Raw genomic sequence first — 20,502 nt, forward strand, 5'->3', positions numbered from 1 at the left:
TCAAAAGGCTCTTCGGACGAAGTGTCTAAGCGATGGAGATTGCAATGAAATTCCGGAAAATAGTTACACTCTCGACCTTCGTTTCTGCTCTTGCCTTGAGTATCCTCCCCTCTCAGGCCGCAGGTCTCAAATTCCTCGAGGTGCCTGCCAACAATCGTGGACCCGTTCTGACGGCCGCCGTCTGGTATCCGTGTGTTGGCAAGCCGATACGGGTAGAAATCGGCTTCGACTATTCGACAGCTGTGCGGGACTGCCCACTCACAGGTGAAAAACTTCCGCTCATCATGATCTCGCATGGTGTAGGTGGATGGTTCGGCAATTATCATGCACTTGCTGAAATGCTTGCCGATGCAGGATTTGTAGTCGCTGCTATCAATCATCCACGGGATAGCGGCCAATCGAAAACGAGAGATCCGAACGATATAGCCTCCATGACCCAGCGCCCTGTCGACATGACAAGGCTGGTCGATTTCATGCTGGACCGCTGGTCAGGTGCACCACAGGTCGATCCGGCACGAATTGGCGTTTTCGGCTTTTCAAGAGGCGGCTTCACTGGCCTCGCCATGATTGGCGGCAACCCCGACTGGAAATTGCTGCTAGATAATTGCCCGACCTATCCGGGAAACCGCTTTTGCGAGCAAATTCGTAGCTCCGCAATTGCTCCTTTGGCCGGTGATCCACGGATCAAAACTGCAGTGTTGGTTGATCCTGCGGGCGGTAGCCTATTCACCGCCGAGGGCCTGGGCAAAGTGACGGTTCCAGTCCAGTTATGGGCATCCGAATATGGTGGAGACGGTCTATCACCCAAAGATGCCGCAACGGTTGCTCATAACCTGCCCGCCAAGCCAGATTACCGTATCGTGCCGAACTCTGGCCATTTCTCTTTTCTCCCACCTTGCAGCCAGGAATTTGCGAAACTCGTGGCCAACTCCGGTGAGCCTGAGCTATGCACCGACACGGCAGGCTTTGATCGCGTGGCTTTCCACAAGCAGTTCAACGCAGATATCCTGGCCTTCTTCCGCAAAAATCTGATCGAAGCCGAGCAGTGAAACCGGTGTGGTTCCGAAATCAGGATATAATTTCGGAACCAGCACTTTCAGCATTTGCCAATGCGGCGCGATCTGCCGCTTCGTAGCGCTTCCAAGCACGCGCACTGAACGGCAGTGTGAGGAAGAAGCAGATCGTGGTCAGCGTCAACGTTTCCCAAGTGTAGCTCATCAGAAAGGCGACATAGAGAACAATGAACAGAAACGAGGGCATGACCCAGTCCGAACGCAGCCTCGTTCCTAGGGCCTTGCCGCTATAGACCGGCAGGCGGCTGATCATCAGCACTGCTACACCAACGGTATAGGCGGCGGCGGCGAAGGCGATTGCACGTGTGGGCGCAAGACCGAGGAAGCCGAGATAAACCGGCAGCATCACAAGCATCGCGCCCGCCGGGGCTGGTACGCCCGTGAAAAAATGGTTCTGCCAGAGCGGTTTCCCAACCACATCGAGCATAACATTGAAACGGGCAAGGCGAAGACAGCAGGCTATGCAGTATAACAACGCGGCGATCCACCCAAACGAACGCGCCTGATCCAGCATATAGGCGTAGAGGACCAGAGCCGGGGCGACACCAAAATTGACGATGTCGGCCAGCGAGATCCATCTGTGCACCGAATTTCGTGGAGCCCTTCATCATACGGGCGAGGCGTCCGTCGATTCCGTCGAGAAATGCCGCCAGGAGCACCATGGACACTGCCAGTTCGTAACGATTCTCGAAGGCCAGCCTGATACCCGTCAGCCCGGCGCAGATGGCAAGAACTGTAATCACATTAGGCGCGAGATAGCGCAACGGGATTCGCCGACCAACAGGGCCGGTCGTCTGCGGCTTCTCGTCAAACAATGGATCGACTTCGGTCTCGGTCATGCGCCCTGCCTCAACTGATCCGCACTAACGGAGCGCTTGCCGCGCCACCGAATTCGGCGATGACGGATTCGCCGCCGACCGCAGTCTGGCCGATCGCGACGCGCGGCGTAAAGCCCTCCGGCAGATAAACATCGACGCGCGAACCAAAGCGAATGAGACCGAACCGCTCGCCGATCGAAATGGCAGTGTTTTCGTCCGCCCAGCAGACAATGCGGCGCGCCACAAGCCCGGCAATCTGCACGACGGCGATCTCACCATTTGGACTGTCAATCAAAAGGCCATTACGCTCATTCTCAGTGCTGGCCTTGTCGAGGTCGGCATTGAGAAACTTGCCCGGCTTGTGGACAATCGTAGTTATCCGGCCGCGGACCGGAGAGCGGTTGATGTGGCAGGAAAAGACGTTCATGAACACGGATATCCGGGTCATCTCCTTATCCCCAAGGCCAAGCTCGCGCGGCGGGATAGCGGGCCCAACAGCTGAAACGATGCCATCTGCCGGACTGATCACCAGCTTGTCATCCGTCGGGGTAACACGCTGCGGGTCACGATAGAAATAGATGCACCAAGCAGTGAGAATGAGACCAATCCAGAACAGCGGCTCCCAAAAATAGCCGAGGATGATCGTCGCTCCGGCAAAACCGGCGATGAACGGGTACCCCTCCCGGTGGATTGGTACCAAGGTGTTGCGTATGGAATCGACAAGACTCATCAATGTATTCCTGGTTGTACCGGCAGCTCAAATTCCCTGAAACGGCGAGCGCTCCACGGCAAGTCGCGCGTTACTTATCGGAGATTGGCAGCAGGAGCAAACCATTCAAGCGGGCATTGCGGGCTTTCCACGCACGATGACGCCAAGGTCGTCTTCCTCCTGTACCCGGCGCAAACGCTCCTCAGCTTCCGTAGCCTCGCGCTGACGGTTCCACATGGAGGCATAAAGCCCCCTCTTGGCCAGAAGCTTTGCATGGGTGCCGCGCTCGGCGATCACTCCATCCTTCAGGACAATAATGTCATCAGCCCCGATGATGGTTGAAAGCCGATGGGCGATAACCAGTGTCGTGCGATTGCGACTGACAAGGTCAAGCGCGGACTGGATCTCATGCTCGGTGGCGCTATCGAGAGCCGAAGTCGCCTCATCCAGGATCAGGATAGGCGGAGCTTTCAAAATCGTTCTTGCAATCGCCACGCGCTGCTTTTCGCCGCCGGAAAGCTTAAGTCCGCGCTCCCCCACCATGGCGTCGTAGCCTTCGGGCAACGTTTCAATGAAAGGTCCTATCTGTGCAAGCTCCGCCGCATTGCGCATCTCGGCCTCCGTCGCAGTGATGCGCCCGTAGCGGATATTATAGGCGATGGTGTCGTTGAAGAGGACAGTATCCTGCGGAACCATGCCGATAGCGGATCGCAAGCTGTCCTGCGTCACGTCGCGGATATCATGGCCATCGATGGTGATCGAGCCGTTCTGGATGTCGTAAAAGCGGAACAGCAGGCGCGACAGGGTTGATTTGCCCGCACCGGAAGGCCCGACAATCGCTACTGTCTTGCCTGCGGGAACCTCAAAGCTGACGCCTTTCAGGATCGGGCGCTTCGGATCGTAGGCAAACTGGACGTTGTCGAAACGCACAGCCCCCCGTTCGATCACCAGCGGCTTGGCATCGGGCCTGTCCATCACTTCCTGCTCGACATCGAGCAGGTCGAACATCTGCTCGATATCCGTCAGACCCTGACGCACTTCGCGATAAATAAAGCCGATAAAGTTGAGCGGGACGGACAACTGCATCAACATTGCATTGATGAAGACGAAATCGCCCAATGTCTGCGTACCCGCAAGCACCTCCCTGCCCGACATGATCATCATGACCGCCATGCCGATGCCGAAAATAACCGCCTGTCCAAAGTTAAGCCAGCCAAGCGAAGTCCAGATGCGTGTCGCCGAAATCTCGTAGCGCGCCATGGCAGCATCGAAACGACCGGCCTCCATATTCTCATTGCCGAAATATTTGACAGTTTCATAGTTGAGCAGCGAGTCGATTGCCTTGGAGTTGGCGTCCGTGTCAGAGGCGTTCATGTCCCGGCGAATGCCGATGCGCCAGTCACTGGCTCTTACCGTGAACCATGTGTAGAGCCACACGGTTGCCACCACGACTGCCAAATAGGACATTCCGTAGGTCACGGCGAAAATGACTGCGGTCATCAGAAACTCGATGATCGTCGGCGCCGTATTCAGGATGGTGAAGCGAACGATGGTCTCGATGCCCTTCGTTCCGCGTTCGATGATGCGCGAAAGACCACCCGTACGGCGCTCCACGTGGAAGCGCAGCGACAATTCATGCATGTGTACGAAGGTCTTATAGGCAAGCTTTCGTACGGCATATTGGCCAACACTGGCGAAGAGTGCATCGCGTAACTGGTTTAAACCCGCCTGAACGATACGTGCAGCATTGTACGCTGCCACCAGCATGAGCGGACCGACGAGGAGTGCCGGTACCAGATCAGAGGCCTCGAATTTCCCGTTCAAGGCATTTGTCGCCCATTTGAAAAAATAGGGAACGAGGATCAGGACCACCTTGGAGATGATCAGATACACAGAAGCCCAGACGACCCGCATTCTTAAATCAGGGCGTTCCATCGGCCACATATAGGGCCAGAGATTACGAATGGTCTGAAGGGTTTTTCCAGACTCGTCTGAGACGGTTTTATTGGCCACTGTCAATCCTTGAAGGCAATTTCGAGTTCGGGCAACGCTTGCGTTTCCTCGATCATTGTTTCTGGCGCACAGCAAAGGCGGGCCATGTCGTTCACAAGTGCGGCTATACTGGCAAACGCTACCGGATCGATGCTGTAATGAGAGCTCTGGCCGGACTGCTTGTAGCGCACAAGACCGGCATCGACGAGAACCTTCAAATGCTGCGATACGGTAGACTGCGCCAGATCAAGCCCGGCGACGATATCTTTGCAACACGAAGCATCAAGGCACGCGAGCTGGCGGACAATGCGCAAGCGCGCTGGATGTGCCAACGCGGCAAGTATGCGCGCTGTATTGGCATCAGAATGATGTTGGAACGAGCCCGTGCATTTCATCGTTCATCGGCGATAAACGATATAATTTTCTGATGCAAGGAGAAATTGCGATTCTTTTTTTCGAAAACAGGTGTTAACAGCCCGTCTTTTCTATTGAACTACAGGCTTATCTTTTTCTGGCAATGCGAAGATCTGCCCGGGGTAAATCATGTCCGGATTGCGGATCTGTTCCTTGTTAGCCAAATAGATAGTCGTGTAGCGCATGCCAGCACCATAGGTGCGGCGTGAAATCTGCCAAAGACTGTCACCGCGGCGGATGATCACCGATCCATCGACATTCTGGAGAGGAGTGCCCGCATCGGCGACTTGAGGCGCCTGTCCGTCGGTTTTCGGTGCAATGGCACCGGTCTCGGTTTGCGAATCGGCACCCGGAGTTGCCGGTGCGACGGCCGAGACACGCTCGCCGGCCTCGCGCTTGAATGGAACCGCGGCTCTGGCCACGACCGTCACGCCATCCTTGCCCAGCATATCAGCACGGATGATATAATCGCCTACAGCCAGCTGCTGAACAGTCTGGACCAAAAACCGGCCATTGGGTGCTGTCTTTGTCGTTCCAAGCAGAGTGGAATTTGCGTAGACCTTTACCGCGGAGCCCGCTTGGGCATTACCGGCGACGAAAATCTTGCTGCCTTCAAGCTCGACAGCCTCGACCGTGATCAACGCTTTCTCTGCAGGAGCGATGCCCGGCTTGTCACCCTTGGGTGCAGCAACAGTTGTTGGCTGGGTGGGTGAAGGCGCGGGTTCCACCGGCTGGGGCTTTGTGATCATGCGGCTCGGCTGGCCGGACTGCTCAACAAGAGCCAATACCTGACCAGTCTTTGACTCTGGAATGGAAACTATCGCCGTCTCAAGCGAAGTCATGGCGCTGCCGTCTTGTGTTGTCGAGCGCAAGACAAGCTGGTAGTCGCCCGGCTTCAGCGGATTATCCAGCGCGATAACGAAATCACCATTCTCAGTCGATTTGGTCGTGCCGATGACACTGGAGCGCGACAAAAGGTCAACCGTCGCATTTTTTGTGGCATTGCCGGCGATGACGATGGTGCCTGAGGGATCGACGCGTAGAACATCGAAAGTAGGCGCGCCATTATTTGCCGTTGCTGGCGGCGGAGCCGACACTTGTCCGGAAGCAACGTTTGTATCCGGTACGGTCGTCAGGGATTGAATTTGAGGTTCGGAATTTGCCTGGGGCGCTGCAGGCTGTGTCTGCATCGTTCCATTCATCACGGGAGCTGGTTGCTCTACAACCAGCTTACCCGGCATCAGGCCAACATAGGCCGCAACAAGACCGGCAGCAACGACAGTACCAAATCCCAAAAGCGCAAATTTATTCTCGAACATCGTTCCCTGATCCTATTGTTCCTTTTGCTCTACCGCCTTTTCTGTCAAGCTACAAGAAAACCCTTTAGATTCAGACCCATTCTTTCGACGTATACATAAAAGCCGGCGTATGAAACTTTTGTCTCGCAGGTGTACCGACTTGACGTTTTGTGATGTGCAAGGCACCACTCATTGTATGAGCAAGATTCGATCAATTTGTGTCTATTGTGGCTCCTCACCGGGTCGCGACCCGATTTACAAACAAAGCGGCAAGCTTCTTGGTCAAGCGATCGCTGAGCATGGGCTTGAGCTCGTCTATGGCGGCGGCACCAAAGGCATTATGGGCGCAGTCGCAGACGGAGTCATGTCTGCGGGTGGCAAAGTCACAGGAATTATTCCAAAATTCCTGATGAACAAAGAGGCCACCGAACACGCGCTTGGCCAGCTTTCAGAGCTTATTGTTACCGAAGACATGCATGAGCGCAAGCATAAGATGTTCGAGCGTTCGGATGCGTTCGTTACCTTACCCGGCGGTATCGGCACTGTCGAAGAGATCGTCGAGATCATGACGTGGGCGCAACTCGGCCGTCATCGGAAGCCTATGGTCTTCGCCAACGTCAACGGATTTTGGAATCCGATGCTTGCCCTCATCGAGCACATGAAAGCCGAGGGTTTCGTGCACACGTCACATTTGGTCAATCCGCTTGTGGTAGAGAAGCCGGAAGATATCGTACCCGCGATCCTCAATTCCGCTGCTCGAGGTGACCGGGAAGGCAATGAAGCAATCATAGAGCGGCTGTAGCAGCGAAGGGGATCTCATGGCGGATAATATTACCCCGGATCCCCCGAGCTACGCACCCCTCATCCAAAGTGATGAGTTTGTCATCGCCCACAGCTTCCGCGATGACGGCACATTATTACCATCCGCACATGCCAGAGCAGCAGAAAGCGCGTGGATTTGGAAAAGCTACGGTCTCGCCGATGCGCGGGCAAGGCGAAATCTCGAAACTGACGAAAGCCTGCCGGAAGTTGTGCGGGAAGCATTGCTCTCCCCCGGTGATCAATATCAGATCACCTATGAAGAAGGCTGGCTTTACGGTGAATTGCCGGATCTGCAGCACAAGCATTATGGTGATCCGCGGGAGCTTGGTTACTTTCGCTTCGCTTTCAATGAGCGATTCTTCATCAGCGGACGCCGTCACCCACTCCAATCCGTGGATGATGTGCGTCAGGCTATTCTCGGCGGCAAGGTAAAGCCGAAATCGCCGATCGCGCTGTTCAATGCCATCTTCCGGCGTTTTCTCGATCTTCTTAAAATAGAGATCACCAAACTCTCGGAAACCCTGGATTCCATCGAGGATCATATCGTCGGCGAGAACTGGCAGGGCGAGCGGGAACGTCTCGTGCCCGTCCGGCGTCAGATCGTTGTCTTTCACCGCTACCTCACAGCGGCGACGGGTCTGTTCCGTCATATCGATCATGCCGATCGCCGGGTCTTTCCCGAAGACTTGGATGATCTGATTGAAGGATTGTCGCGCCGCGCCGAAACGTTGCACGCGGAAGGTGAACAATTACAGCAGCGTGCACGCCTGCTTCAGGACGAGCTCCTGGCGAAACTGACGGATCAGTCAAACCGGTTTCTGTATGTCCTGTCGGTGATGACCGCGGTCCTTTTGCCGAGCACCGTGATCAGTGGCCTGTTCGGGATGAACACCGGTGGGCTGCCGCTGGCCGAGAGTGCGCATGGCTTTTGGTTTATCACCGCATTGGCATTGGGAATCTCTGGAATGGTCTTTCTCGTGGTGAGAAAGATCGGCGGATCGCGGAACTAGTGCGCCGGTTCCAACCGCAGCTTTCGCGCTTCATGGACCATCGACCAGGTGTAGATCGCAAGGGCTGACCAGATCAGGCCGAATGCAATGAGCTGTACATGCGAGAACGGCTCATCGAAGACAAAGATTGCAATGAAGAACACAATCGTCGGCGCGATATATTGCATCAAACCAATGGTCGTATAGCGCAGGAGCTTAGCGCCGAGGGCATAGAAGATAAGCGGCACAGCGGTTGCAAGCCCTGCAAACAGCAACAGACCCGTGTCGTGCGGTGCGCCATTGATGAAGTGACTTGTGTTCTGCGTCAGGGTCCAGGCTATGAAACCGAGCGAGGGAATGGAAAGTATCAGAACCTCGAGAGTGAAACCCTGGATGGCGCCGATTGGCAAGGTTTTGCGAAAGAAACCATAGAAACCAAAGCTGAATGCGAGGACCAGTGAAATCCATGGAAGACCCCCGGACGACACCGTCAACAAAATGACCGCGCATGTGGCCAAAGCTACGGCAACCATTTGCGCCTTCGAAAGGCGTTCAGACAGGAAGATGCTGCCAAGGACGACGTTCACCAGCGGATTGATGTAATAGCCCAGCGCTGTATCCACAGTGTGATTGTTGCCGATGGCCCAGACATAGCTGCCCCAGTTCACGGTGATAAGACTGGCGGTCAATATGGCCATGGCCAGCATGCGCGGGGTCGTGAAGGCGGCCCTCAGGTCGCCAAGCAACCTAAGCCACCAAAGCAGTACGACGGCAATGGGAACCGACCAGACAATGCGATGAGCCACCACCTCCAGCGCTGGTATATGCGCGACCGATTTCAAATAAAAGGGCAGTATGCCCCACAACAGATAAGCACAGAGGGCGAAAATAAAGCCCTTCTTTCCATCCGACATTCCAATGAAACCACTGGATGTCGAATGGTTGCCGGCGACGGCTCGATTGCTATCAATTTGTTCGGTCATGGTGCGAAGTCCTAGTCCGCGCACTGCACGCCGTCTATTGAATTCGACTGATCAATCGATCAAGTCGTTTGATGTTTTCGCTCAAAATTTGGGATGTGACTTGCTCAAAATGGCAGAAAATCCCCTATTCAGCTGCTATTTTTCCTGCCAAATCCCGATTTTTCATCAGTTTATAGACAATGGAGTCCATTAGCGCCTGGAAGGATGCGTCGATGATATTGTCCGAAACACCGACCGTCCACCAGCGCACATTGCTGGAATCGGTCGACTCGACGAGCACGCGCGTGATGGCCTCGGTACCGCCGTTCAATATGCGTACCTTGAAATCCGCAAGCACCAGATCAGCGATCTCCTCCTGATAGCGGCCCATGTCCTTCCGCAACGCCAGATCGAGCGCATTGACCGGTCCATGCCCTTCAGCGACGGACATCCGCGTCTCACCATCGACCTCCATACGGACAACGGCTTCCGAGACGGTCTTGATATTGCCATTTGCATCAAAGCGCCGCTCGACCATGCAGCGGAACGAGTCGACTTTGAAGAACTCGGGGACAGTGCCGAGCGTCCGCCGCGCCAGGAGCTCAAAACTGGCATCAGCGCCTTCATAGGCGTAGCCCTCGGACTCATGTTCCTTGACCAGCGCAATCAGCGTATCGAGCCTCGGATCCGACTTGGCCACGGGAATGCCGCGACGTTCAAGTTCATTGATGAAATTGGATTTCCCGCCTTGATCCGAAACCATGACCTTGCGACGATTGCCAACAGTTTCCGGCGGTACATGTTCATACGTCGACGGTTCCTTGATCAAGGCCGACGCGTGAATGCCCGCTTTCGTTGCAAATGCCGACGCGCCTACGAACGCGCCTTGCATATTGGGTGCGCGGTTGAGCAATTCGTCGAAACTGCGTGACAGGCGGGAAAGCCCTTTGAGTTTCTCGAGGCTGATGCCGGTTTCGAAACGCTTCGACCAATTGGGTTTCAGCATGAGCGTCGGGATGATCGTCACCAGATTGGCATTTCCGCAACGCTCACCGATACCGTTGAGTGTGCCTTGCACATGGCGGACACCCGCATCGATCGCAGCAAGCGAATTGGCGACTGCCTGCTCCGTATCATTGTGCGCGTGAATGCCAAGATGATCGCCGGGGATCAATTTTGTGACGGCACGGACGATTTCGGCGACTTCCACGGGCTGGGTGCCGCCATTGGTATCGCACAGCACGACCCAGCGGGCTCCCGCCTCGTAGGCGGTTTTGGCGCAGGCTACCGCATATTCCGGATTGGCTTTATACCCATCGAAGAAATGCTCGCAATCGACGATGGCTTCCTTGCCTGCCTTAACGGCGGCGCGAACGGAGGCATCGATAGACTCGAGGTTTTCCTCATTCGTGCAGCCGAGCGCTACGCGGACATGATAGTCCCAGCTTTTGGCGACAAAGCATATGGTGTCGGCCGACGAACGGATGAGCGCTGTAAGTCCGGGATCATTGGAGGCCGAGACGCCGGCGCGCTTGGTCATGCCGAAAGCTGCGAATTTGGCATGCTTCGTACGCTTTTCGGCAAAAAAAGCAGTGTCGGTGGGATTGGCTCCCGGATAGCCGCCCTCGACATAGTCGAAGCCGAACTCATCCAGCATTGATGCGATGACTTTCTTGTCCTCAACCGAAAAGTCGATGCCGGGCGTCTGCTGGCCATCGCGCAGTGTCGTGTCGAAGAGATAGATCCGTTCTTTTGTCACTCGCCCGCCTCCCCTCGCGGCCCCGATGGCGGCCACTGTTCCGTGTCATGGTCGGGGTGTTGATAGGATATCATCGTTTTCAGGAACTCTATCGATTCCGCGTCACTGTCGGATGTGTATCCGGGCAGTTTCGACAGATCGTCAATGTAAGGCAATTTATCTTCGATGCCCCACTGCACGGTGGGCGCCAATTCTTCAGGTTCATCGAATGCACCGATAGCAAGTGCAATGCCGTCCGGTGCTTCATATGTCAGCGGCGTTCCGCAGTTCGCGCAAAAGCCGCGCTTGACGTGATTAGACGATTGGAACCTCTTGGGCTCACCCCGTGTCCACTCAAAATCGGTGCCGCGCACTGATGTCAGGGGCGCGAAAAAGTTGCCGAAGGCTTTTTGACACATGCGGCAATGACAGATCGATGCATCACCCAGTGTACCCTCCACGCGAAAACGGATCGCGCCGCATTGGCAACCGCCGGTGTAGATGGGTTTGTTATCCAGACTCATCGCTTCATCTCCCAGGTCGTGACGCGTTCGCCGGTTGCGGGATCTTTTCCGTCCTTCAATTGAATGCCTTTTTCCAGCAGCTCATCGCGGATGCGGTCAGCTTCGGCGAAACTCTTGGCTGCAAGCAAAGACAGGCGATTGTGGATCTTGGCTTCGATTTCACTCTCGAGCTCGGGTGAGACGCTTTCCACGCTCAGATCAATACCCAGTAGTGCGAACACTGCACGATAGTCCTCACGATCGACGCCGCGTGACTTCCTGATCGATGCCAGCCAATTGATCAGGCTTGGGGTTGCGAGGTCGTCCGACAGGATATCGATCGCCTCATCCGGAACTACTCCGATGCCGGCGTCGCCCACATATTCGCGAGCTTTGGCGAGGATATTTTCTGCCTCCTCCAGCTTTCTGACACTGAAATCGATCGGCTCGCGATAGTTGGTCATGAGCATGGCAAGGCGCAGCACTTCGCCCGGCCACTTACGGCCATCGAACGTGTCTGTCTCCAGCAGTTCATGGATGGTCACGAAATTACCGGTGCTTTTGGCCATTTTCTGACCCTCGACCTGCAGGAAGCCGTTGTGCATCCAGATATTGGCCATGCGGTCGGTGCCAAAGGCGCAGCAGGACTGGGCAAGCTCGTTTTCATGGTGAGGGAACACCAGATCGATGCCACCGGCGTGGATGTCGAAAATGTTCTTCACCGGATCATCGCATTGCAGTCCGCCGCCAAATGGTTCAAGCAGCTTCGCCATCGACATGGCCGAGCACTCGATATGCCAGCCCGGGCGACCGAGACCATCGATGCCCGCGGGCGACGGCCAGCCCGGTTCCCCTTCCTTGGAGGGCTTCCACAGAACGAAATCCATCTCGTCTCGTTTGTAGGAGGCAACATCGATGCGCGCACCGGCAATCATGTCGTCAGACGAGCGGCGGGAGAGCAACCCGTAGCGCGGGCCCTTGGCGGCATCCATCGCCGATGGCGAAAACAAGACGTGACCGTCCGCGACATAAGCAACGCCACGCTCGACAAGGCGATCAATCATCGCCACCATTTCAGCAATATATTCGGTCGCGCGTGGTTGAGACGAAGGCTGCAGATTACCGAGTGCTGCCACATCCGCCTGGAATTGCTCGTTCGTTGCTTCGGTGACCTTGCGGATCGCTTCATTCAAAGGCAGGTCCGGATAATCGCGGGCGGCGCGAGCGTTGATCTTGTCGTCGACGTCGGTGATGTTGCGAACGTAGTTCACATGGCTTTCGCCGTAGATATGACGAAGCAACCGAAACAACACGTCGAAGACGATAACCGGCCGCGCATTGCCGATGTGCGCATAGTCATAGACGGTCGGACCGCAGACATACATGCGCACATTATTCGGATCGATCGGCACAAAGGTCTCCTTCGTGCGCGTGAGCGTGTTGTACAGCTTCAGTTCCTGCGGCATGTCCTGGATCTCAAAATTCGGGGTTCATCGTCAAAACGCATATCATCGCGCTGGTCTGGCGACCGGTGCGTTTCGCATCTTTATCAGGATTTTTGAGACGAAAACGGCCGGGCCAGCGAGCGCTAGCTGATAATAATCCGACAGGTAATAATAATCGTTACGGGCGACGTTTTCATGCGGGCATTTATGATCGAGTGCGGGCAAATCGTCAAGCGCTCGCGCCAAAGACGCGGTGTTGCATTTTTGCCGACTTTGCGATGGTTAATCCAAATTAACCGAATAGCCTAAAATCCTCCTGGAAAGTGCCTTCTTTCCGGCCAATTTGAACGGGAATCCTGATGCCTTAGACTTTAGGGGAATAAAAGGACCAAACCCATGACCGATGCCCAGCAAACGGCAAAGCCGCGCGAAAGTGCCCGCGCCGACCATCTCACCTCGCAATACCGCGCGATCGGGCCAGCTGCGATCCTTGCAGCCGTGCTCAGCACCGTTCGCCAACGCCCGCAATTGAAGTTTGCTTCAATTGTTCAGGAAACGGACTAACAGGCTTAAACCAATACCGGCCATGACGAGGCCGATCAAAACGTCAAGTACGCGCCACGCGGTCGGCTTCGCAAAAATCGGCTGCAATAGCCTCGCGCCATAGCCGAGGCCGAAGAACCATATGAAGGACGCAAGTGCGGCGCCTGCGCCATAGGCCGCACGGTTCACGCCTTCAAAGCGAGCCGACAGGCCGCCAAGCAGAACGACAGTATCAAGATAGACATGCGGGTTGAGGAAGGTCAGCGCCAGAACGGTGCCGATCGCCACCTTCAAATTGCCGTTGCCGGTGTTCGCAGCTTTCAGTACCTCGGGGTGGAGCGCGCGCCGAAAGGCAATCGAAGCATACCAGAACAAGAATGCGGCACCGCCGAGCGTCACGACCGAGATGAGTGTGGGCGATTGCGCGATCAGCGTCCCAAGACCTGCAACGCCTGCCGTGATCAACAGGGCGTCGGACAGAGCGCAAATAAAGCTCAAGACGAAGACATGTTCTCGCAGCAGTCCTTGCCGCAATATGAAAGCGTTCTGCGCGCCGATGGCGATAATAAGGGACGCACCAAGAAGGAAACCGGAGAGAGCGGCTGGAAACATCGGGTAGATATCCTGAGAGAATAGTTGGATCGGGGTGTTAGAACAGTTTCATCTGGTTGTCAGGCTCCGGCGGTTTGACGCTTCCTGGCTTCTTCGCTTCGGCTAAAGTCTCGACGAACCGCTCCTGGATTTCCGGACCTGTGTTGTCGACCTTGTTGACCCTGTTCGATACACGGATCGCTTCGAAGAAATCCGCCTGAGCAGGCCTCAAGAGATCGGCGACGTGACGCGGTTCCTGCGTCTTGCAATCGAGCCAACGTGCAAAATCTTTCTGCTCTATGACAACAGGCATGCGGTCGTGGATGAAACGCAGATCCTCGCTGGCGCTTGTCGTCAGGATCGCGCCGGTGTCCATTTCGGAGCCCTCTGCATTCGCCCACGGTTCATATATCCCGGCGAATGCGATAGTTGCGCCGTTACGCGGGCGAACCCAGTAGGCTTGCGATTTCCTGTTGCCGTCCCGCCGCCACTCGTAGAACCCCGAGGCCGGAACGAGAGCCCGCCGATGGCGCATTGCAGCCTTGAAGGATGCCTTCTCGATTGCCGTTTCCGAACGGGCATTGATCATCAGTGGGTAATTTGCCGTATCCTTTACCCAGCCAGGAATAAAGCCCCACCGGACCAGCAGCGCCCTGCGATCAGGCCGGTTGCTGCCCGGCGGCGGTGTTTCACCGGCGATGACCATGAGGATCGGCTGTGTCGGCGCGATATTGTAGCGCGGAGGAAACGCCTCGAGCTCCATGAGCGCGAGATAAGCCGCGACCTCTTCCGGCGTTTCGAGGAGTGAAAAACGTCCACACATGCAGTCAATGCCTGATTTGTTTTGGGAGTGGCGATCATCCGCATTTGCGATGCACGGTCAAGGTGGCCTTGTCAAAACTTCTCTTACCGCCTACCCCTGACGTATGGACCAAATTCCCCTCTCCGTCACTGTCGATGGCGTCTCGGCCGTTTGCATACGCGATCAGGCATTCTTGCTTGTCGAGAGAGCACACGAGCCGTCAAAGGGCTGGCTGGCGTTTCCCGGCGGGCGACGCGAGGAGGGCGAGACACCGCAAGAAGCAGCAATACGGGAACTGCACGAAGAGACCGGTATAACAGCAACCGAGGTGACGTATCTCACGACCGTTACGTTCGATTACTCGACACCGGAATTTCCAGCGCCGAAGCCTTTCCGCTTGGCTGTATTTTTGGCGCTTGATCCAATGGGAGAAGCAATCGCTGCGGACGATGCGGCGGCCGTGCATTGGCTCAGGGTGGAGGAAATGGCCGAATTCGACGTGACCGAGAGTGTTCTCGATGTCGTAAACGAATTGGCTCTCAGATTTAAAAGCTGAGGGTATTGACCACAGACGCCTTGAAGATGCCAAGCTTTCGGGCAACAACCTTTTCGGGGAACTAGTCTCGGGGTTGTTGCGTGCGGCGTACAATAGTCATCACAGCATTTTTGACGGCAATCGCCACGGCTGTGCCAGCTTACGCGGTCGACCCTCTGTATGAGGCAAAGCTCCTGCGTCTGGCCGAAGTTCTCGGATCGATACATTCACTGCGTAATCTTTGCGGCGAAAGGAGCGACCAGTGGCGGGATCGCATGGATTCGCTGCTCCTGGCGGAGAATCCGGACCCAGCACGCCGGGCCAAGTTGATTGCCAGTTTCAACCGCGGATACCGTACATTCAACGAAACTTATTCAACCTGCACGAGCCAGGCGATTGCGGCGATTGACCGCTACCAAATCGAAGGAACAAGGCTTTCTTCGGAGATCGTATCGGGCTATGGAAATTAACCAGGCTTTAACTGTTGAAGCCAATGAACCGCATTTTAAACAAAACGTATGGTATTGTTTAGCGGTAGTTTAAGAATTGGCTTCGGCCAAGGATGGTATATCATGAACATGACATCAACAGACCTTGATAGGTTGGTTGCAGAAGAAAAAAAGCTGGTTGCAATCGAATATCAGAATGAAGTCTGGGCTGATGGCACGCTTGAAGGTATCGAGCCTGAAATTATGGCTGAAGCTGCTTTTGCCACCGCATTGACCGAATTGATCCGTGATAACGGTGAAGGGTCGGCATTGGCCTTGCTCGATGGCTTGCGCGAACGTATTTCTGCGGGTGAATTTTCATCGAGATCGCATTCTGCAATAATTGGTGATCCTGCATGCCTGAAAAGCACTTTTCCGCTTCCGCGATCGCCGGAACCTTTTTCCTAGCGGCAGCGGTTTGTGCTTTCTCCATTCCGGCTTTTGCTGCCGGCGTCGATACGCGGATGCAACTCGCGTTGAGCGAGATCAAAAAAGAAGAGCTGCCCAAAGCCACCGAGCCTGCGACGCCCGGTGCCGAACAGAAACCAGCTGACGAAACCCAGAACCAACCCTCCTCACCCGAAAAGCCCGACGCAACGCCGGAACAGCCTGCGCAGGCACCGGCAGCAACGGATGATGATGGCGGTGCTGCTGCGCAGAGCAACAATCCTGCCATGCCGAACGCCAAGGAAGGCGCACCGACACCGCAGGTCGAATACGACGTCGCTAAACTGCCTTTTCCGGTGCAGAAAATGCGCGAACTCATTCTGACTGCAGCCAAGTCCGGATCAATTGAAGCGCTCCGTCCGCTGATCGGTTCAGGCGATGATGTCACGATGCTTTCGCTGACGGATATCGATGGCGATCCATTGGCCTATCTGAAAAGCCTCGCCGGCGATCCAGATGGCCAGGAAATTCTCGCTATTCTGGTCGATGTGCTTGAGTCCGGTTATGTGCACCTCGATGCCGGCACGGCAGACGAACTCTATGTCTGGCCCTATTTCTTCGCCTACCCGCTAGACAAGCTCGACGCCAAGCAAAAAGTCGAACTCTTCCAGATCGTCACCGCGGGCGATTACGACGAGATGAAGCAATTCGGCACTTATGTATTCTATCGCCTTGGCATCACGCCAAAGGGGCGCTGGCGGTTTTTCGTCACCGGAGACTGATCTTATAAAAAGATTCATAAAAAAGTTTGCTCGGATGTCACGTTCGGCAAAGCTGTCTCGTCTTGTGTACAGGCAACTGAGTGCCACATAAGGAGATACAGAATGAAACCAAGATTGAACCTCTACAATTTCCAAGAACTCATCAAGCCAATGCTCAAGATGGAAGAGAGCGTCGTCGGCAGCGGGCTGGAAATGAGCCTTATCGAGCTCGTCAAGATGCGGGCTTCACAGATCAACGGCTGCGCCTTCTGCCTCGACATGCATTCGAAGGATGCTCGAAAGAAGGGCGAGACTGAGCAGCGCCTGTATTTGCTGAACGCATGGCGGGAATCGCCGCTCTATAGTGATCGCGAACGCGCGGCATTGGCCTGGACGGAGGCATTGACGCTGATATCCAAGACCCATGCTCCGGACAACGTCTATGACGTGCTGAAGGAACAGTTCACCGAGGAGGAGATCGTCAAGCTGTCCATATTGATCGTAACCATCAATGGGTGGAACCGCCTGGCTATCGGCTTCCGCTCTGTCCATCCGGTGGAAAAAAACAGTGCCGCAGCCTGACAATAGCGCCGAAACGTTCAATCGCCTCAGACCGCGCCTGACCCGCATTGCCTACCGCATGCTCGGGTCAGTCGCGGAGGCGGAGGATATCGTCCAGGAGGGCTTCATTCGCTGGCATCAGGCTGACCGGTCTGATGTCCGCAGCGACGAAGCTTTCCTCGTGCGTACTATCACGCGGCTTTGTCTGGACCATCTCAAATCCGCACGCGTTCGGAGAGAGACTTATGTCGGGAACTGGCTCCCGGAGCCCATTTTCGACCCGAGCGAAGACGAGTCCGACAGCGATATTACCCTGACGCTGATGATGGCGCTGGAACGATTGTCGCCCTTGGAGCGCGCAGCGTTTCTTCTGCATGACGTATTCGGCCAGGATTTCAATCAGATTTCCGAGGCGATCAGTCGAGATCCAGCAACGTGCCGGCAGCTCGCGAGTCGAGCCCGCAGCCACGTTCAGAAAGCAAAACCGCGCTTTCCGGTTTCAGACGAGCAAGGCAAAAATATCGCCACTGCCTTTTTCAAGGCATCCCGCAGTGGCGACATGCAGGCCCTGCAGTCTCTATTGGCGGACGACGTCGTGCTCTATGCCGATGGCGGCGGCATTCGCTTCGCTGCAATCGATCCGATCCATTCAATGGCAAATGTCTGCCTATTCTTCGGAGACGTTTCGCGCCGGGCAGCCTATAGTGTACCGCCATTAGTGCACGAAGGACTCATCGATGGCCTGCCCGGCTTTGTGACAGCGGAAAGTGACGGGATTCCGCAAACCACTGCACTTGAAATCGAGGACGGCAAGATCAAGGCGATCTACGTCGTGCGGAATCCTGAAAAACTTCGTCATCTCGACTTTGCGCATTGACCCTCGGCTGGTGTTCGTTAGCTTGGCGAGCAACGCGCCCTCCAAGGATCTTATCTATGCAACAATTGACGATGTATCAGGTGGACGCATTTACCACCGAACTCTTTAGCGGCAATCCTGCCGCAGTGCTTGTCCTTGATGATTGGTTGCCAGTAGAGACAATGCAGGCGATCGCCAGCGAGAACAATCTGGCCGAGACCGCCTTCGTGAAGCCCAACGCGAGTTGCTGGGATCTACGCTGGTTCACGCCAGTGCACGAGGTCAATTTCTGCGGACATGCGACGCTCGCAACGGCGCATGTGCTTGCAAACGAGCTTGGCGTGGAGCATGAGCTGGTGTTTCAGACCCGCGTCGGCGCTTTGCGCGTCAATAGGAGGAACTCGGCATATCAGCTTGATTTCCCAAGCTTTCCGCCAAAGCCGATTGGCGAACTTCCTACGCTGCTCAACGAAATTACTAGAGGCGAACATTTATCGGCATTCCAGAACTTCGAAAACATCTTTGTTGTGTTGAAGAATGAGCAGGCGGTCCTCGACTTCATTCCGCATTTGCCGAAGATCACACAGCTCGACCCATTTGGGTTCGTGATTACGGCAAGAGGCGACGAACATGACTTTGTTTCGCGTTATTTTGTTCCGCATGCGGGCATTCCGGAAGATCCGGTGACAGGCTCAATCCATGCCACGCTTGTGCCCTATTGGGCGGAAGAACTGGGCAAACCCAGGCTTTCAGCGTTTCAACGCTCGAAGCGCGGTGGACATCTGCTTTGTGAGCTCGAGGGTGACCGCGTGCTGATTACAGGTTCAGCCGTTACCTTTATGAAGGCTCAGATTTATTTGCCCTGAAGCGCCTCGCCGAACAACACCGGCTCGCCTTGGCTTGGCGTCACAATCTCCCCTTCCCACATGACCTTGTGACCACGGATGATCGTGCCGACCGGCCAGCCGGTTACCGTCTTGCCGTCATAGGGCGTCCAGCCGGCCTTTGACCCGACCTGCGCATTGGTAATGGTTTCGCGCCGTTTCATGTCGACGATGGTCAAATCGGCATCGTAGGCGACCGCAATACGTCCCTTGCGAGCCATGCCGAATAAGCGGTTGGGACCATGCGAGCTCAGATCAACAAAACGCTCGATCGACATACGGCCAGCGTTTACGTGGTCTAGCATGATCGGCACCAGTGTCTGCACGCCGGTCATACCGGATGGCGACGCCGGATAGGGCTTTGATTTTTCTTCGAGTGTGTGCGGCGCATGGTCGGACCCGAGCACGTCGACAATCCCCTGCCCGATGCCCTTCCAGACGCCATCGCGATGACGTGCGTCGCGTACCGGCGGGTTCATCTGCAGCAACGTTCCAAGCGTCGCGTATTGGCTGGCATCGAGGGTCAAATGGTGCGGCGTTGCCTCGCAGCTCGCTACATCTTTGTGACCGCCGAGAAAGTCGATCTCCTCTGCGGTCGAAATGTGTAGAACATGGATGCGCGCGCCGGTTTCGCGGGCGATACGTATGAGACGCTGGGTACATTGCAGCGCCGCGATCTCGTCGCGCCAGATTGGGTGTGAAGACGGATCTCCCGGAACGCGCAAACCCTCGCGTTCGCGCAGGCGGAATTCGTCCTCCGAATGAAACGCCGCACGGCGGCGGGTGTTTTTCAGGATAGAACGCACCCCGTCATCGTCCTCGACAAGCAGATCGCCAGTAGACGAACCCATGAATACCTTGATGCCAGCAGCGCCGGGCAAACGTTCGAGTTCGGCGACATCATTTGCATTGTCGCGCGTACCGCCGACCCAGAACGCAAAGTCGCAGTGCATGCGATGGTGGCCACGCCGAACTTTATCTTCCAGCGTTTCGGCCGATGTCGTCAAAGGCTTGGTGTTCGGCATTTCAAAGACTGCTGTGACCCCGCCCAGCACTGCAGAGCGCGACCCGCTCTCCAGATCTTCCTTGTGCTCAAGACCCGGCTCGCGAAAATGCACCTGGCTGTCGACGACGCCCGGAAGGATATGCAAGCCCGTGGCGTCAATGATCTCGGCGGCTGAAGCGCTGCCAAGATTGCCGATGGCAGCAATGCGGCCGTTGGCGATGCCAATATCGCGCAAGCCAACACCGTCCTGGTTGACGACAATCCCGCTTCTGAAAATTGTATCGAATGTCTGAGCCATTTGCTTTCCACTCCAGCCTTGCGAACG

The 20,502-nt window shown here is 55.7% G+C and carries 21 protein-coding genes and 2 pseudogenes; 11 read left to right on the forward strand and 12 right to left on the reverse strand.

The annotated features are described in order from the left end of the window. The first annotated feature begins 44 nt into the window (after positions 1 to 44). Positions 45 to 1,049 (forward strand): alpha/beta hydrolase family protein, encoded by a 1,005-nt coding sequence (locus N8E88_RS29810; RefSeq protein WP_262293676.1) that lies wholly within the window; start codon positions 45 to 47, stop codon positions 1,047 to 1,049. Positions 1,050 to 1,068: 19 nt separating this feature from the next. On the opposite strand, the pseudogene N8E88_RS29815 reads toward N8E88_RS29810, so the two are convergent. The 5 genes and pseudogenes from N8E88_RS29815 to N8E88_RS29835 all read right to left on the reverse strand — a co-directional run bounded on the left by N8E88_RS29815 (position 1,069) and on the right by N8E88_RS29835 (position 6,325). Beyond that, a pseudogene (locus N8E88_RS29815) lies at positions 1,069 to 1,912 on the reverse strand (CDP-alcohol phosphatidyltransferase family protein). A gap of 10 nt (positions 1,913 to 1,922) precedes the next feature. Then, positions 1,923 to 2,621, reverse strand: coding sequence for a phosphatidylserine decarboxylase (locus N8E88_RS29820; RefSeq protein WP_262293677.1), 699 nt, complete (start codon positions 2,619 to 2,621; stop codon positions 1,923 to 1,925). A 105-nt stretch (positions 2,622 to 2,726) separates the two neighbouring features. Continuing rightward, the gene (locus N8E88_RS29825; RefSeq protein WP_410010634.1) at positions 2,727 to 4,613 is read right to left on the reverse strand and encodes an ABCB family ABC transporter ATP-binding protein/permease; all 1,887 of its coding nucleotides are present in this window, start codon (positions 4,611 to 4,613) and stop codon (positions 2,727 to 2,729) included. A gap of 2 nt (positions 4,614 to 4,615) precedes the next feature. Further along, the gene (locus N8E88_RS29830; protein ID WP_262293678.1) at positions 4,616 to 4,987 is read right to left on the reverse strand and encodes an ArsR/SmtB family transcription factor; all 372 of its coding nucleotides are present in this window, start codon (positions 4,985 to 4,987) and stop codon (positions 4,616 to 4,618) included. 90 nt (positions 4,988 to 5,077) lie between these two features. Beyond that, positions 5,078 to 6,325 carry a LysM peptidoglycan-binding domain-containing protein gene (locus N8E88_RS29835; protein ID WP_262293679.1) on the reverse strand — a complete coding sequence of 416 codons (1,248 nt, stop codon included), beginning with the start codon at positions 6,323 to 6,325 and terminating at the stop codon, positions 5,078 to 5,080. Between the two features lie 175 nt (positions 6,326 to 6,500). Here N8E88_RS29835 and N8E88_RS29840 point away from each other — a divergent pair, with 175 nt between their 5' ends. Both N8E88_RS29840 and N8E88_RS29845 read left to right on the forward strand, forming a co-directional pair. Then, positions 6,501 to 7,106, forward strand: coding sequence for an LOG family protein (locus N8E88_RS29840; RefSeq protein WP_262293680.1), 606 nt, complete (start codon positions 6,501 to 6,503; stop codon positions 7,104 to 7,106). A gap of 16 nt (positions 7,107 to 7,122) precedes the next feature. Next, a complete protein-coding gene (locus tag N8E88_RS29845) occupies positions 7,123 to 8,136 on the forward strand; it encodes a CorA family divalent cation transporter (protein WP_262293681.1) in 1,014 nt (337 codons plus the stop codon). On the opposite strand, the gene rarD is transcribed toward N8E88_RS29845, so the two are convergent. From rarD to cysS, 4 genes are all read right to left on the reverse strand, one after another. Continuing rightward, positions 8,133 to 9,098 (reverse strand): EamA family transporter RarD, encoded by a 966-nt coding sequence (gene rarD / locus N8E88_RS29850; protein WP_410010635.1) that lies wholly within the window; start codon positions 9,096 to 9,098, stop codon positions 8,133 to 8,135. The genes N8E88_RS29845 and rarD overlap by 4 nt on opposite strands. 124 nt (positions 9,099 to 9,222) lie before the next feature. Next, a complete protein-coding gene (gene cimA / locus N8E88_RS29855; RefSeq protein WP_262293682.1) occupies positions 9,223 to 10,836 on the reverse strand; it encodes a citramalate synthase in 1,614 nt (537 codons plus the stop codon). Continuing rightward, positions 10,833 to 11,339, reverse strand: coding sequence for a GFA family protein (locus N8E88_RS29860; protein WP_262293683.1), 507 nt, complete (start codon positions 11,337 to 11,339; stop codon positions 10,833 to 10,835). The genes cimA and N8E88_RS29860 overlap by 4 nt, the downstream gene beginning before the upstream one ends. Then, a complete protein-coding gene (cysS, locus tag N8E88_RS29865; protein WP_262293684.1) occupies positions 11,336 to 12,784 on the reverse strand; it encodes a cysteine--tRNA ligase in 1,449 nt (482 codons plus the stop codon). Before cysS ends, N8E88_RS29860 begins: the two co-directional genes overlap by 4 nt. 375 nt (positions 12,785 to 13,159) lie before the next feature. On the opposite strand from cysS, the gene N8E88_RS29870 reads away from it, so the two are divergent. Beyond that, positions 13,160 to 13,327: a transcriptional regulator gene (locus N8E88_RS29870; protein WP_112527813.1), complete on the forward strand. Its 168-nt coding sequence runs from the start codon at positions 13,160 to 13,162 to the stop codon at positions 13,325 to 13,327. Here N8E88_RS29870 and N8E88_RS29875 read toward each other — a convergent pair. Then, positions 13,304 to 13,918 (reverse strand): LysE/ArgO family amino acid transporter, encoded by a 615-nt coding sequence (locus N8E88_RS29875; protein ID WP_262293685.1) that lies wholly within the window; start codon positions 13,916 to 13,918, stop codon positions 13,304 to 13,306. The two genes, N8E88_RS29870 and N8E88_RS29875, sit on opposite strands and share 24 nt — an antisense overlap. 37 nt (positions 13,919 to 13,955) lie before the next feature. Continuing rightward, entirely contained in the window at positions 13,956 to 14,720 is a 765-nt protein-coding gene (locus N8E88_RS29880; RefSeq protein WP_262293686.1) for an SOS response-associated peptidase, read from the reverse strand. 103 nt (positions 14,721 to 14,823) lie between these two features. Between N8E88_RS29880 and N8E88_RS29885 the strand changes: the two genes are divergently transcribed. From N8E88_RS29885 to N8E88_RS29915, 7 genes and pseudogenes are all read left to right on the forward strand, one after another. Then, entirely contained in the window at positions 14,824 to 15,255 is a 432-nt protein-coding gene (locus N8E88_RS29885; RefSeq protein WP_262293687.1) for an NUDIX hydrolase, read from the forward strand. 80 nt (positions 15,256 to 15,335) lie between these two features. Continuing rightward, positions 15,336 to 15,704 (forward strand): TIGR02301 family protein, encoded by a 369-nt coding sequence (locus N8E88_RS29890; RefSeq protein WP_410010636.1) that lies wholly within the window; start codon positions 15,336 to 15,338, stop codon positions 15,702 to 15,704. Between the two features lie 102 nt (positions 15,705 to 15,806). Beyond that, a pseudogene (locus tag N8E88_RS29895) lies at positions 15,807 to 16,049 on the forward strand (hypothetical protein); the annotation flags it as partial. Between the two features lie 29 nt (positions 16,050 to 16,078). Then, positions 16,079 to 16,891: an NADH-quinone oxidoreductase subunit E gene (locus tag N8E88_RS29900; protein ID WP_262293688.1), complete on the forward strand. Its 813-nt coding sequence runs from the start codon at positions 16,079 to 16,081 to the stop codon at positions 16,889 to 16,891. Positions 16,892 to 16,993: 102 nt separating this feature from the next. Beyond that, positions 16,994 to 17,452, forward strand: a complete 459-nt coding sequence (locus tag N8E88_RS29905; RefSeq protein ID WP_262293689.1) for a carboxymuconolactone decarboxylase family protein — start codon at positions 16,994 to 16,996, stop codon at positions 17,450 to 17,452. A 58-nt stretch (positions 17,453 to 17,510) separates the two neighbouring features. Further along, positions 17,511 to 18,308 (forward strand): sigma-70 family RNA polymerase sigma factor, encoded by a 798-nt coding sequence (locus N8E88_RS29910; protein WP_315975322.1) that lies wholly within the window; start codon positions 17,511 to 17,513, stop codon positions 18,306 to 18,308. Between the two features lie 56 nt (positions 18,309 to 18,364). Continuing rightward, positions 18,365 to 19,153, forward strand: a complete 789-nt coding sequence (locus tag N8E88_RS29915) for a PhzF family protein (protein ID WP_262293691.1) — start codon at positions 18,365 to 18,367, stop codon at positions 19,151 to 19,153. On the opposite strand, the gene N8E88_RS29920 is transcribed toward N8E88_RS29915, so the two are convergent. Beyond that, complete coding sequence (locus N8E88_RS29920) at positions 19,141 to 20,475, reverse strand: dihydroorotase (protein WP_262293692.1); 1,335 nt, start codon at positions 20,473 to 20,475, stop codon at positions 19,141 to 19,143. The two genes, N8E88_RS29915 and N8E88_RS29920, sit on opposite strands and share 13 nt — an antisense overlap. Positions 20,476 to 20,502: the final 27 nt, after the last annotated feature.

It is taken from the genome of Phyllobacterium zundukense (assembly GCF_025452195.1).
Taxonomy (GTDB): domain Bacteria; phylum Pseudomonadota; class Alphaproteobacteria; order Rhizobiales; family Rhizobiaceae; genus Phyllobacterium; species Phyllobacterium zundukense_A.